This window comes from Vibrio minamisatsumaniensis (assembly GCF_050337445.1).
GTDB lineage: Bacteria > Pseudomonadota > Gammaproteobacteria > Enterobacterales > Vibrionaceae > Vibrio > Vibrio artabrorum.
This window is the reverse complement of record NZ_JAKJSY010000092.1, coordinates 1-14,914: the sequence shown is the minus strand read 5'-3', so window position 1 is coordinate 14,914 and position 14,914 is coordinate 1. Positions and strand designations below refer to the sequence as shown.

Here is a 14,914-nt window from a genome sequence, read left to right as displayed (position 1 = left end):
GCCTGTATATAAATACAGTTTCGGTAGTTTTGGAAACAAATGGACAAAAATTAATAAAGTGTCGCGTTTAAAATGAGTGTTTGAAATTTGGCGTTAACACGTTAAGTGCGATCGAAAAAATCAGTGACAGATGACTCTACCACTGATTCAGTTTCATGTTTTTCGTATTGCTCTAAACGTCGAGTGCTTTATTCACTTTCTCAAATAGATCTTTAGCTAAATTGTCCATGTTCTTAAGCGTTTCAAGTTCTTTTTTAATCAGAGCTTGGCGCTCATCATCGTACTTACGGAACTTTAATAGCGGATCGATTAAACGTGAAGCGACTTGTGGGTTGCTGCTGTTCAGTTCACGCAAGATCTCACCAGCAAACGCGTAACCTTGACCTGATTTATCATGGAATTGAACTGGGTTCATATTTAAGAACGTCCCCACTAAGTTCCGAGTTCGATTTGGGTTTTTCAAACTGAACGCTTGGTGCGACATCGATTCTTTGATGACTTCAAGTGCATTTGAACTAGGGTTTGTTCCTTGAAGAGCAAACCATTTGTCCATCACCAGACCATCGTGTTTCCACTTGTCGCTGTAATCAGCCATTAAGGTTTCACGACATGCTAGTTGTGCGCTGTTTGCCGCCGCCATTGCTGCCATTGTGTCTGTCATGTTGTTAGCTTGCTGGTACATAGCAACAACCAAATCATTACCTTGCTCTGTATGAGCCAAGTAGCTCAAACACACCTTACGCAAAGTACGCTTACCAATGGAATCATGGTCAATCGTGTATTCGGTCAAAGCATTGCTGTGAAAAACCGCCGCTAACTCGTCTTCAAGTTCTGAAGCTAGTGTTATTTTCATTGAGTTAAGAACAGATGCGACCGCATCAATATCCACACGTTCATACCAACCAGACACTTCATTGTGACTTGGTAATGAAAGCATCTCAGCAATAAACGCAGGTTCTAATGTATCACTTAGCAGTACGCCTCGGAATGCATCCACCACTCTAGAACAAAGAGCAAATTTTAGGCCTTGTTGAACGTTCTCTACGATACTGCGTATGTATTTCGCTAGCAGCATTTGCCCGGCATCCCAACGAGAGAACTCATTACGAGCATGCACCATCAGGAAGATCAACTCGTCATCGGAATAGTTATATTCAAGTTTCACTGGCGCAGAAAACTCGCGCAGCAAAGATGGTACAGGCAGCTCGTTAACATTCTCAAATACGAACGTTTGCTCTGCTTCTTTCACATCTAATACATTATGAACAGGCTTTCCATTACACTGTAACTCAATCACATCACCGGAAGCCGCGTATAGCTCAATATCTAATGGAATATGCAGAGCCTGCTTTTCCGTTTGCTCATGCGTTGGAGACGTTACTTGGCGAGTGGTTAACGTGTACTCTTTTTTCTCTGCATCGTAATGGCTTTCAACAGAGAGCGTCGGCGTGCCAGATTGGCTGTACCACAAACGGAATTGAGACAGGTCAACACCCGATGCGTCTTCCATTGCCGCTACGAAATCTTCACAGGTTGCGGCTGTGCCATCGTGACGTTCAAAGTAAAGCTTCATGCCTTTTTGAAAACCGTCTTCACCCAACAATGTGTGGATCATTCGGATCACTTCACTGCCCTTTTCATATACCGTTAAAGTATAGAAATTATTCATTTCGATTACTTTGTCAGGGCGAATTGGGTGAGACATTGGACTTGCGTCTTCAGCGAATTGTGGCCCGCGAATAATACGAACATTGTTGATTCGGTTTACTGCGCGAGAACCAAGATCAGATGAGAACTCTTGATCACGGAATACGGTTAAGCCTTCTTTCAAGCTCAACTGGAACCAATCACGACAAGTGACTCGGTTTCCGGTCCAGTTATGGAAATATTCGTGACCGATTACCGCTTCGATACCTAGGTAATCGGTATCCGTTGCCGTTTGGTCGTTTGCTAAAACAAACTTAGAGTTGAATACATTCAAGCCTTTGTTTTCCATCGCCCCCATGTTGAAGAAATCTACGGCTACGATCATATAGATGTCTAAGTCGTATTCTAGGTTGAAGCGCTCTTCATCCCACTTCATTGAGTTAATCAGAGAAACCATCGCGTGGTTAGCTCTGTCTAGATTGCCTTTGTCGACAAAGATTTCGAGGTCGACTTTGCGACCCGATTGCGTGGTGTAAGCATCACGAAGTACATCAAAGTCGCCGGCAACCAGTGCAAACAAGTAAGCTGGTTTTGGGTGTGGGTCTTGCCATTTAACCCAGTGACGACCGTTTTCAGCTTCACCTTCGTCTATACGGTTACCATTACTGAGTAGGAATGGATTTTCTGCTTTGTCCGCGATAACCGTTGTCGTGAATTTCGCCAATACATCTGGGCGGTCCATGTAATAAGTAATACGACGGAAACCTTCCGCTTCACATTGTGTACAGAAAGCACCCCCCGACTTGTACAACCCTTCTAGTGCCGTGTTTCCTTCAGGGTTAACTTCGGTCACGATCGTAAGTGCGAATTGTTTTGGTAAATCGTTCAGTGTCAGTTGAGTTTCAGACAGCTCGTATTGAGTCCACTCTTTACCTTCTACCAACACAGAAACCAACTTCAAGCCCTCACCATCAAGTACTAAGCTCGAGCTATCTTTCTCTTGCTTAACACTAGACACCGCCGTAATGATGGATGCTGAATCGTACAAATCGAAAGTAAGATCGATTTCAGAGATAGTGTGAGATGGTGATTGATAATCTTTACGATACTTGGCTTGAGGTATGTGTGCCATGACGAGTTCCTTTTGAACGTGATACGTAATTTAAAGTTAACTGTCTATTTCTAAAGGTTGAACGCCAAGAACACAAGAGGAATATCAAAAAAAGGAGGCATTGTAGAAAAATGCCTCCTTTTTTTACTGTTTTATTAATCAAACCAGACATGAACGTCTATAAAGTGACCTAAAAACCATATTATAGATAAGTGACTACGCAACAAATAATCGAGTAACAAGCTTTGAATATTCATTCATTTAGGAAGTAATAAGGTTATTGAATTCGTTTTAGCACTGCAAACATGTCTCCCTCTTCACCTTGAAGAGTCAATACATCACTGTTCAGTGTATAACGGGTGCCATGTTCGCCATTTTCATATAGAAGCACCAATTGATCACCTTCTGTGTAATAAACGCCTCGACGAACAACCTCACTTCCCACTTCATCAGACACTCGGAACATAAACACAAAGTCCGGCTGAAGCACGAGATCCATTTTTTGGATATTGCTCGCCCGCAAATCGCTTCCTGAAAGCTCCGCACTAGACCAAATTCCCGCCAGAGCATTCGGTAAGGCTTTGGTGAACATGACACCATTTAAGTTCAGCATATTATGATTACTGCTGTAAGCGTAAACCTGTGGCTCAGACGTGTTCAAACCAAGAATTAGCGTGTCTTCATTAGCGTTATACAGACCTTCCCAGTGATCGACACTGTAATCTTTCTTCTGTATGTCAATAGTAAATGAGTAGTTAGAATTAAGGGTAAGCTTTATTGTTCGGAAGTTTTCACTACCTTGCCTAGGATTTGGATTCATCAAATACCAATCACCAAGCAACAAAGGAAGGTCAAAATAGGACAGATTACTATCGCTTTTTGATTGTTGACCGCTTGGAGCTCCTTCGCTCGCAAAAGCAATAAAACTTACACAAGATAAAAACAGTAGAATCTGTTTCATAAGCGCCCCCTCGTTTTCATTAAGCTTAGGCACGCAATGAAGATAATGCTAAAAAAACATGATCCAAGTCACTAAATTTTAAATACAAAGTAACTTAATTGTCATTATAACTTATAAAATCGAGCGAGATGATAATAAGAATAGAAAGCAAAAAGAAAGATAATCAGTATATATAACAAGAAATTACTGCTAAGTAACAAACACAAAAAAGCGAGCCGAGGCTCGCTTTTCGATCTTAAGTGATTCAACAGAAACTTGATCTATTTCTTGATCATATCCAACATGATAGCGACGGACTCATCAAGATAAGCATCTGGGGCTTCATAGTCTTTAGGTACATCATCTAATGTCTTAAAGGGCTCTAATTTAGCCGCTTTTTGACGTTGATTGATACGCTCTAGACGCAGTGCATCCGCATCATCACTCTCTTTCTGGCGTACCTTTTCATTGAGAGAAAGGTAGTTATCATCTTTATCTGCTTTATATTTTGCAATATCTTGCGCGATAAAACCAAATTCCATATCCGTCTTAATGCGAGTTTGGTGTTTAGTTGTTAGAGAGGCGATCTCTTTATCGTTACGTTGTAACTTGGAGTAATTCGCCTTATCAATACTATCCCAAGGCAAAGCATTACCTTCAACACTCTCCCCTGTATCTGCTGGATCAATCGGGCTTGGGTAAGCAATATCAGGCACTACACCTTTGTTTTGCGTACTTCCACCATTGATTCGATAGAATTTCTGGATGGTATATTGAACGTAACCCAACTCTTTATCGAATAAATCATAGATATGGTTTAACGACCGATGCTGTTGCACCGTCCCTTTACCAAAAGAGTTTTCGCCAAGGATAACTGCACGACCATAATCTTGCATCGCTGCTGCAAAGATCTCGGATGCTGAAGCACTGTAACGATTTATCAATACCGTTAACGGGCCTTGGTAACTGATCTTGCCATCCGTATCACTGTTCACTTTGACACGACCATAGCTATCACGCACCTGAACAACAGGTCCCTCTTTGATAAACAAACCAGAGAGTTCGGTAGCTTCCGTGAGTGCGCCACCACCGTTGTTTCTCAGATCAACAATAATACCTTCAACACCTTGCTCTTTAAGCTCAGTGATCAATTTATCGGTATCTTTAGAAAGGCCAACATAGAAACTTGGTACTTCTAGTACACCAATCTTCTTGCCATCTTGCTCAATCACTTCAGATTTAACAGCACGGTCTTCTAAACGAATCTTATCGCGCACAATTGTGACAACGTGACTTTTTGCATCTTTACCATCTGGCAAGATCTGTAGCTTAACTTTGGTCCCTTTCGGTCCTTTAATTAATTGCACTACATCGTCTAAACGCCAGCCGATAACATCAACCATCTCTTCGCCATCTTGACCAACGCCAACAATACGGTCGCCATCGCTCAATTGTTTGCTGTTTGACGCAGGGCCACCAGCCACTAAAGAGCGAATCACGGTGTAGTCGTCTGTCATCTGAAGTACAGCACCAATACCTTCTAGAGATAGATTCATCTCAGATTGGAATTGCTCTGCATTTCTTGGAGAAAGGTAACTGGTATGCGGATCGACTTCACGCGCGAAGGCGTTCATATAAATCTGGAAAGCATCTTCATTATGCGATTGCGTAATACGCTTCATCGCATTGTTGTAACGCTTTTCCAAGATCTCTTGAATTTCAGGCCATTTTTTACCCGTAAGTTTTAGATTCAACGCATCGTATTTAACACGTTTTCTCCAAAGTTCATTCACTTCAGCGATATCTTTTGGCCATTCAGCTTTACTGCGATCGAGCTCTATACTTTCATCGGTATCAAACTTAATTTCGGTATCGAGCAGAGACAATGCATATTGAAAACGTTCAAAACGCTTCCGCATAGACAAATTATAGACATCGAATGCGATCTGATTATTACCCGCTTTCAGTTGATCATCGATTTGCGTAGATGAAGATGCGAGTGAATCAATATCAGCTTGTGTGAAAATATTACGATTATAATCCAGCATCCCTAAATAACGGTTAAAGATAGCTTGAGAAAAATTATCGTTGAGATTGAAGTGTTTATAATGAGAACGAGTAAATCGAGAGGTGACACGTTTACTTGCTGTTTCGTGTTGAACCTCAGGAGCGAGTATAGGCAAATCATCCTGATTTAATTTGGCTTCGAGAGCCTGCGCTGAAGCTACTAGCCAAAAGCTAGCAGCAATCAGTGTCAATTTTGAACGGCATTTCATGCGTAGGAGTATCTCCTTTAAGCGCGCAAGTGCTCCGCTTTAACAACCATTTGTAGGCCGTTTGCTAACTGAACACGCACATCTTGCTTATTGATTTCAACAATGGTCGCAGCCATGTTTCCTTTACCCATGTTCACATTTACTTGTTTGCCAGCGATGAATTCGTCAGCGTTCAAAGCGCGTGTTTCAACAGGCTTTTCTACTTTTGGAGCTTTAGGCGCTTGACGACGAGGCGGTTGAGCTTTCTTCGCTTTAGGTTTTGCTTTGCCTTCTTCACGCGCTTTTTGTGCTTGTTCTTTACGACGAGCTTGAACTTTCGCTTTGCTTTCTGCAAGTGTCGCTTTAGCGTGTTCAACGTGCTCTTCTTCTAATGTGCCACATGCGTTGCCGTCTAGGTCAACACGTTCTGCGCCCGCTTTTACGCCGTGCAGGTAACGCCATGATGATGTGTACTGTCTTAACGCTGCACGAAGCTGAGTCTTACTGACTTTTTCGTCTTCATTTAGACGTTCAGCAAGATCTTGAAAAATACCAATTTTAAGTGGTTTTGCCTCACCTTCTAAAGTAAAGCATTTAGGGAAACATTCAGCAATATATGCGATAACTTCTTTGCTGTTTTTTAACTTTTCAGTGTTTTCCATGTGGGTTCCTGGTTTTTGCGGTTTTCCGCGAGCATTAAGAAAATATTTTTACGTATTATAGAGAGATGCTTGGGAAAAACCACACTAAGAGAATAATTTATGCCTTGTTCGTATGCGAATTAAGCAGCTTTTCTACTTCTGCCATGAAAAATGTCAGTCCATCTTCATCGATTTGAGAAAAACGACCAACATTTGGGCTATCGATATCAAGAACACCCGCTATTTTCCCATCAATCGAGAACGGAATAACGATTTCAGAGTTACTCGCAGCGTCACAAGCAATATGACCTTCAAACTCATGAACATCGTAAATACGTTGAACGCTGTTCGTTGCAACCGCCGTTCCACACACGCCACGCCCTACAGGTATGCGAACACAAGCTGGTTTACCTTGAAAGGGTCCTAACACAAGTTCGTCTTTTCCCTGAGCCATGCCTTGCTTCATTAAATAGAAACCCGCCCAATTCAGCTCATCCAACTCCATGAACAATAATGCACTGATATTAGCAAGATTAGCAGTTAGATCGGTTTCTGATTCAATTAATGCAATGGCTTGCTTGGTTAAGCGCTGGTAATGTTCTATTTTCATATTAACTTCCAATTAAATCGAGGCTTCCATTATCAAGAGAACGCAGTAGAATGCGGCCATCAATCCAAATAGGACTTATTCTCATTATAATGAACAATTCAGAAGATACTATTAGCCGTTCTTGGTTGATAACTCAAGTAAAAAAACACAAGTCCAAATTACTGTTTGCTAACATTATTGCTATTGTTGCAACGCTCATTAGTGTTCCTATCCCGTTGCTGATGCCATTAATGGTCGATGAAGTATTACTTGATAAGCCCGCTTCAGGCTTAGAGATGATGGACCACCTACTTCCTTCTTCGTTACAAACACCGACTGGCTATATAGCACTCACGTTGTTGTTAGTGATTATCATGCGCTCCGTTAGCCAAGCGTTGAATATTCTGCAAGGCCGTCAGTTTACGCTCGTATCCAAGACAATTACCTATCAAATGCGCAGCAAGATGATAGATAAGCTTGGCCGTATCAGTATTCGGCAATACGAGACCAAAGGCAGTGGCGGTATCAATGCGCATTTGATTACCGATATTGAGACCATTGATAAATTTATTGGTTCTACCCTGTCAAAATTTATCATCAGCTTTTTAACTGTGCTTGGAACGGCCATTGTTTTACTTTGGTTAGAGTGGCGATTAGGGCTCTTTATCTTACTGGTTAATCCTGTTGTCATTTATTTCTCCCGTAAACTAGGCAGTAGGGTCAAACATCTTAAAAAATACGAAAATCAATCTTTTGAACGCTTTCAAAACCGCTTAGTCGAGACCTTAGATGGCATTTATCAACTAAGAGCGGCAAACAAAGAACGCATTTTTCTCGATGAACTTAAAGAGCAAGCAAACCAAGTCAGAATCGATGCCGACAAATACGCTTGGCAATCTGAAGCTGCTGGCCGTGTTTCGTTTCTACTTTTCTTATTAGGGTTCGAGCTTTTTCGTGCCGTCGCTATGCTAATGGTGCTATTCAGCGACTTAACCATCGGTCAGATTTTTGCGGTGTTCGGCTACTTATGGTTTATGTTAGGCCCTGTTCAAGAATTGCTAGGGATTCAATTCTCTTGGTATAGCGCGAAAGCGGCACTGCAGCGCATCAACGATCTTCTGCAACTAGAAGAAGAGAAGCGCCCAATCAGCAAAGTAAACCCATTTAATGATGATCAAGAAGTGACCGTCGATATCGAAGGTGTTACATTCTCTTACACATTAGAAAACACTGTTTTAAATAAGCTATCGCTGCATATACCAGCAGGTAAGAAAGTGGCTCTGGTCGGCGCAAGTGGCGGTGGTAAATCGACCTTAATCCAGTTGCTGATTGGGGTCTATCAAGCAGACTCTGGTTGCATTCGCTATAACGGTGAAACCACCGACGACATCAGCTTTGATGTAATACGCAATCAAATTGCCGTTGTTTTACAACAACCTATACTCTTTAACGATACATTGAGGCATAATCTGACCCTTGGTGCTGAATACGATGAAATGTCGTTGTGGCGCGCGCTTGAAGTCTCGCAAATGCAAGATGTCATCAAACAACTGAGTCATGGCTTGGATACGCAAATTGGTAGGAATGGCGTTCGACTGTCTGGCGGTCAACGACAACGCTTAGCCATCGCTCGCATGGTGCTGAGTAATCCTAAGTTTGTTATTCTTGATGAAGCGACATCGGCACTGGACACAGCAACAGAGTCAGCACTTCACAAGGCATTGAGCGAGTTTTTGAAAGATCGCACAACTTTGATTGTGGCTCATCGATTATCAGCGGTGAAACAAGCCGATCTAATCTATGTTTTGGAAGATGGACAAGTCACACAAACGGGAACACATGGTGAATTGGTTGAACAACAAGGACTCTATCAAACACTCTATGGCAGTGTGCAGTCGCACGCCTGATGTATATGGGTGTACGTACTTGAGTCCGATTAAATGCCGGATTGTCGTTTCAATGCGGGAGGTCGCGTGACCTCTCCATCCTTAACCAACTCTTTGTCAACAAAACATCAGTGTGACAGTAGCTCTATACGTTTGTGTCAGGGCTGCGAACTTCCCGTAGAGAAATTGGACATTCCTTTAGGGAAATCGGCTTACTGCCCAAGATGCGGTACTCAACTTTATAAAGGTGGTACGCCGAGTCTATCTGGTAACCTAGCCATCGCGATTACCTGCTTATTGCTGTTTATTCCCTCTCATTTCTTCGAATTCATCAGTATTCGGCTGATTGGTGTCATGATTCCAGCGACGTTACCATCGGGTGTTTTTACTTTGATGAGTGAAGGCTTCCCTCTGTTAGGCTTACTGATCTTATTTTGCAGTTCAATCGCCCCGCTGCTTGTTTGTACCTCGGTACTCATTAGCCATGTATCACTGCGTTTTAAGATATTCACCCCCTTTCGTTATGCATTAGCTATTATTCAAACACTCAAGCATTGGATGATGTTCGATGTGTTTTTGGTGAGCGTGGCTGTCTCATGTTTCAAACTGCAAGATTACTCCGACATTTTCGTGGGCCCTGGCTTAGTTGGCCTAATTCTACTCCAGCTTTTCAGTGTCTTACTGGTCAGCCGTATCAGTGTGCGTCGCTACTGGGAGGCTTGGGTGAAAGAATCTGACTACACTTTTACTGAAAGTAAGAATGTACACTGCCACCATTGCCACCTGTCTCAACCAAATGGGCATGTTTGTGTTCGTTGCCACCATGACTTATATCACCGTAAGCCCTACTCTATACAAAAGACATGGGCTCTGCTTTTCGCTGCGTCAGTGGCTATCATACCGGCTAACGTTATTCCTATTTCTATCCTTATAACCAATGGACAGCGACTCGAAGACACCATCATTTCCGGTGTCGCTTCGCTGATCAATAGCGACATGTATGGCATCGCCGCGATCATTTTCATTGCCAGCATCATTGTGCCTGTCGCTAAAATACTGGGTCTCGCCTACATCTTAATTTGTATCAAGATGAAGCGCGCGGTTTACCATAGGCAACGTATGACCATCTATTTCATTGTGAAATGGATTGGGAAATGGTCGGTAATGGACCTGTTCGTTATTTCGATAATGATGACCTTGGTCGACCGTGGACAAATTTTAAACTTTACACCAGGTTATGGTGCCGTCGCTTTTGGTGTCGTTGTTGTTCTTACGATGCTGGCTGCGGAAAGCTTAGATCCTAGGCTAATTTGGGATAACTATACCTCTAAAGATGAGTCAGTGAATGAACAACGATAACCCATCACAAACGTCATACTCACCAGAAGTCAGGAAAAACAAAGGCATTTCACCTTTGTGGATTCTGCCAATACTAACCGTCGCATTAGCTGGTTGGTTAGTCATGAAATCAATACACGATGCTGGGCAACGTGTGCAGATATACTTCTCGGATGCCGCCGGTTTAGTCGCCGGTCGAACGACGATTCGTTACCAAGGCTTAGAGGTAGGTATGGTGCGCGACATCAACTTATCCAAAGATCTATCAAGTATCTATGTGGATGCTGACATCTATCCTGAAGCGAAGAAGTTACTCTCAAAAGGTACTCGTTTTTGGCTAGTCAAACCGACCGCAAGCTTATCGGGTATCTCAGGGTTAGACGCATTAGTTTCGGGTAATTATATTGCTATTCACCCAAGTGAAACCGAACAAGAGCCAGAAACCATATTTCACGCATTAGATTCATCGCCTTCTGATTTATTGGCTTCTGATGGACTCAATATATCGCTGACGACCAAAGACCTTGGGGGCGTGTCTGTGGGGTCTCAAATCGTTTACCGTAAAATCCCAATTGGTGAGGTTTATAACTACCAATTAAGCGACGACGCTAAATCCATTACAATTCAAGCGTCAATTAAAGACGAATACAGCCATATCATTACCGACCAGAGCCGTTTTTGGAATGTGAGTGGCCTAGGTGCCAGTATTGGTTTTTCTGGTGTTGACGTTCGCTTAGAGAGCCTAAGTGCACTGCTTGGTGGTTCGATTGCGGTTGACTCTCCTGGAGAAGGCCAACCCGTTAAGATGAACACTAAATTCAAACTTTACCCAGATTTGAAAACAGCGGGTCGAGGCATCTCAATCAAAATCGCCTTACCAGATGACAATAAGATCAGCACTACTGGCGCTCCAATCATGTATCGCGGTATCGAAATCGGCCAAATCACCGATCTATCGCTAAGCGAAGGGCGTGAAAATGTCGTCGCATCTGCCGCTATCCAACCGGCATTCAGTGACCTGTTAAATAGTGGCAGTAAATTTGTGTTAGAAGAAGCAGAATTATCGCTCACTGGCATGAAAAACATTGCCAATTTAGTCACGGGTAATTTTTTAACCTTAGTGCCTGGCGAAGGTGAAAAAGCACGTCGATTTACTGCAATCCGCAAAAACGAATTGAGTCAAGAACAAGAGCAGTCGGTCGCGATTCGTCTTACCTCTAACAATTCATTTGGTTTAGATGTCGGTGCTCAAGTACTTTATAAAGGCATTGCTGTTGGATCTATCATCCAAGTAGGCTTGGTCGATGGTGTGGGGACGGGATCCGACAAACACGAAGTGTTTATGGATGTGCTTATCGATAACAAATATGCTCACCTAATCAAAAGCCGCAACCGTTTCTTTGTGACAGGCAGTGCGACCGCAGAACTTACCGAGTCAGGTTTGAGCGTTACGGTTCCACCAGCAAAACAACTTCTGACTGGTTCTATCAGTTTTGTGAGTGAAGGTAAACCTGAAGCTCGAACGGACTATCAGCTTTTCCAAAGTAAATCGTTAGCAGAAATCGCTAAGTTCAATCAGTCTGGTTCCAAAACGCTTTCGTTATTTGCGAGTGAATTACCTTCAATCTCGAAAGGAAGCCCACTCCTCTACCGTAACCTACAAGTAGGTAGCATTGCTGATTTCCAACTTGCCGATGGTGGGGTAAAAATTAAAGTCACAATCGAAAATCGTTATACACATTTACTCAATAAGAATACCGTTTTCTGGAACCGTTCAGGCGTTGAGGTTGATGCGTCGCTGTCAGGAATTAGCATTAAAGCTGCGCCGGTAAAAACTCTTATTCAAGGTGGTATTGCTTTTGATTCTCTGCCAGGGATCGACAACAAAATCGGAGATGCATGGAAGCTTTATAAAGACTCTAAATCCGCTCGAAAATTTGGCCGCGCGATTACAATCACCTCTTCTGGCAATCAAGAAGTCAGCAAAGGTATGGCAATCAAATATCAAGGAGTGAAGGTTGGTGAAGTCACCTTAGTTGTCCCCAACTTTAACACCGGTGGTATTGAAATTACGGCCCGAATTTTACCTGAATATGTCGACAAAATTGCGGTTTCAAATAGCCACTTCTGGTTAGCAGAACCGCAGATTGGCCTAAATGGCATTAAGAACGTTTCGGCCTTAATCACTAAGTACATCAAGGTAGAGCCAGGTAAAGGCAATAAAGTGACCAAGTTCAAACTGAGTAAAGGTCCCGCTCAGCCTGAAGGCAAGATATTCCAGCTACAAAGCGAAACGCGAGGCTCGGTATCTGAAGGCACACCAATTCTGTTCCGAGAATTAGAAGTCGGTTCTGTGATCGATGTGCATCTGGGCGAGTTTGCAGACCGTATTATCTCAACCATTCAAATAAAACCGGAGTTTGCGTATTTGATTCGTTCAAATAGCATTTTCTGGAATGTGTCTGGAGTTGATGTTTCCATTGGCTTATCTGGTGCGAACATCAAAGCAGGTACGGTAGACAGTTTATTAAGAGGGGGCATTACATTCTCAACGCCACCGACGAGCGAACTTCAGCCACTGGCAAGCGAAGATCAGTCTTTCTACCTCTACCCTAAAGCGGAAGATGAGTGGAAATCATGGCGAACCGCGATTCCTCATCCATAGAGCGCCTCCTGACGTTCCACCAAGATTAATTCTTCATCAAAATGCAGCCATTAGGCTGCATTTTTGTTGTTTACCGTAAATATGGTTTAGGGCAGCCTCATTTTGCTTTAAACTCCCAACATTAATGCAATAATTCGAGATACCCTTTTGCACGCTAACGTATATATCCCAGAAGAATTTCTAACGCACATCGAAGCGATCATGCCAAGTCATCTAGATATGGCTTCTTTTGTCGCATCTTGTCAAAAGCCACTGCGTAAAAGCATTCGAGTCAACACATTGAAGATCAGTGTCGAAGACTTCCTCATTCGTGCGAAAGACAAAGGTTGGGAACTGGAGAGTGTGCCTTGGTGCGAAACGGGATTTTGGATTTCCGCAGATGAAAGTGAAACGCCATTAGGCAATACGGCTGAACATATGTCTGGTCTTTTTTACATCCAAGAAGCCAGCTCTATGATGCCACCTTCAGCACTTTTCCAAGTTGATGCAGACTACCAATCGGTGCTCGATACGGCGGCGGCACCCGGCTCCAAAACAACGCAAATCGCCGCGCTAATGCATAATCGTGGCGTGTTGGTTGCTAATGAATACGCGGCAAGCCGTGTGAAAGTTCTTCACGCTAATATTGAACGTTGTGGTGTCCGTAATGCCGCACTGAGTAATTTTGATGGGCGCGTGTTCGGAGGTTGGCTACCCGAACAATTCGATGCCGTATTGTTAGATGCCCCCTGCTCTGGCGAAGGTACGATTCGTAAAGACGCCGATGCGATGAAAAACTGGACGTATCAATCAGTGGTCGATATTGCGAACACACAGAAAGATCTGATTGAAAGTGCATTCCATGCTCTCAAGCCTAATGGTGTGCTGGTTTATTCAACGTGTACCTTGAGCACCGAAGAGAACCAACAAGTGTGTCACCACCTAAAAGAAACCTTTGGTGATGCGGTTGAGTTTGAATCTCTTGAATCACTATTCGACAACGCAAAAGCAACCACGACCGAAGAAGGCTTTCTTCACATCTTCCCACAGGTGTATGACTCGGAAGGTTTCTTTGTTGCACGTATCCGTAAGATCGCGTCTGTGACCCCACCAGACGTTAAAAAACGTCTGGGTAAATTCCCATTTGAAAAAGCGTCAAAGAAAGTTCAGCAAGACGTTGCTGAACAGCTAGTGAATACTCTCGATATCGAATTGCCAAGCGATACTCAAGTTTGGATCCGAGATAAAGACGTTTGGCTATTTCCTAAAGCGCTAGAACCTATGATCGGTGAGTTCCGTTTCTCTCGTATGGGAATCAAGATCGCTGAAACCCATAAAAAAGGTTATCGCTGGCAACACCAAGTTGCGACAACGCTCGCGACGGGTAATGAAGCTAACATCGTCGACCTTAGCATCGAAGACGCTCGTGAATGGTTCATGGGACGCGACGTCCGCCCTGAAAACTTATCAGGCAAAGGCGAAGTGCTAGTAAAATACAACGGCGCAATCATCGGCCTTGGTAAGTGGGTTGGCAACCGAGTGAAGAACGGTTTACCACGCGAACTCGTACGCGACAAAAATCTTTTCTAGTCATCCGATTAAAACTCGCCACAGTACAGAGAAAAACAAAAAGCCCAAACATGAACTGACCCCCAATAGTTGGACACCAATTATTGGGGGTCTTTTTATGTCCAAATATAGCCGAGAGCTAAAATGTATCATTGCTAAGCAATACTTAGATGGCACGTCATCTCTCTACTTAGCAAAACAATATTCAATTTCTTCAAGACAGATACGGTATTGGGCTCAAGTCTTTGCCATCCATGATACTGATTCATTTTTACCAACTAAGCATGCCGCGAC

General features: G+C 43.1%; 9 protein-coding genes and 1 pseudogene. 5 read left to right on the top strand and 5 right to left on the bottom strand.

Features of this window, described 5'->3' with window-relative positions; translation table 11 throughout:
- Positions 1-172: 172 nt before the first annotated feature.
- From pepN to L4B77_RS17200, 5 genes are all read right to left on the bottom strand, one after another.
- The gene (gene pepN / locus L4B77_RS17220) at positions 173-2,779 is read right to left on the bottom strand and encodes an aminopeptidase N (protein ID WP_429751939.1); all 2,607 of its coding nucleotides are present in this window, start codon (positions 2,777-2,779) and stop codon (positions 173-175) included.
- 256 nt (positions 2,780-3,035) lie between these two features.
- Complete coding sequence (locus tag L4B77_RS17215; RefSeq protein WP_261839592.1) at positions 3,036-3,719, bottom strand: hypothetical protein; 684 nt, start codon at positions 3,717-3,719, stop codon at positions 3,036-3,038.
- Positions 3,720-3,979: 260 nt separating this feature from the next.
- Entirely contained in the window at positions 3,980-5,974 is a 1,995-nt protein-coding gene (gene prc / locus L4B77_RS17210) for a carboxy terminal-processing peptidase (RefSeq protein ID WP_429751937.1), read from the bottom strand.
- A gap of 17 nt (positions 5,975-5,991) precedes the next feature.
- Positions 5,992-6,615 (bottom strand): RNA chaperone ProQ, encoded by a 624-nt coding sequence (gene proQ / locus L4B77_RS17205; protein ID WP_429751935.1) that lies wholly within the window; start codon positions 6,613-6,615, stop codon positions 5,992-5,994.
- A 97-nt stretch (positions 6,616-6,712) separates the two neighbouring features.
- Entirely contained in the window at positions 6,713-7,204 is a 492-nt protein-coding gene (locus tag L4B77_RS17200; RefSeq protein ID WP_429751933.1) for a GAF domain-containing protein, read from the bottom strand.
- Positions 7,205-7,293: 89 nt separating this feature from the next.
- On the opposite strand from L4B77_RS17200, the gene L4B77_RS17195 reads away from it, so the two are divergent.
- From L4B77_RS17195 to L4B77_RS17175, 5 genes and pseudogenes are all read left to right on the top strand, one after another.
- A complete protein-coding gene (locus L4B77_RS17195; protein ID WP_429751931.1) occupies positions 7,294-9,090 on the top strand; it encodes an ABC transporter ATP-binding protein in 1,797 nt (598 codons plus the stop codon).
- A gap of 33 nt (positions 9,091-9,123) precedes the next feature.
- Positions 9,124-10,428: a PqiA/YebS family transporter subunit gene (locus tag L4B77_RS17190; RefSeq protein WP_429751929.1), complete on the top strand. Its 1,305-nt coding sequence runs from the start codon at positions 9,124-9,126 to the stop codon at positions 10,426-10,428.
- Positions 10,415-13,072 (top strand): MlaD family protein, encoded by a 2,658-nt coding sequence (locus L4B77_RS17185; RefSeq protein WP_372065416.1) that lies wholly within the window; start codon positions 10,415-10,417, stop codon positions 13,070-13,072. Before L4B77_RS17190 ends, L4B77_RS17185 begins: the two co-directional genes overlap by 14 nt.
- Positions 13,073-13,219: 147 nt before the next feature.
- Entirely contained in the window at positions 13,220-14,641 is a 1,422-nt protein-coding gene (rsmF, locus tag L4B77_RS17180; protein ID WP_429751926.1) for a 16S rRNA (cytosine(1407)-C(5))-methyltransferase RsmF, read from the top strand.
- Positions 14,642-14,738: 97 nt separating this feature from the next.
- Positions 14,739-14,914, top strand: a pseudogene (locus L4B77_RS17175) (helix-turn-helix domain-containing protein); the annotation flags it as partial.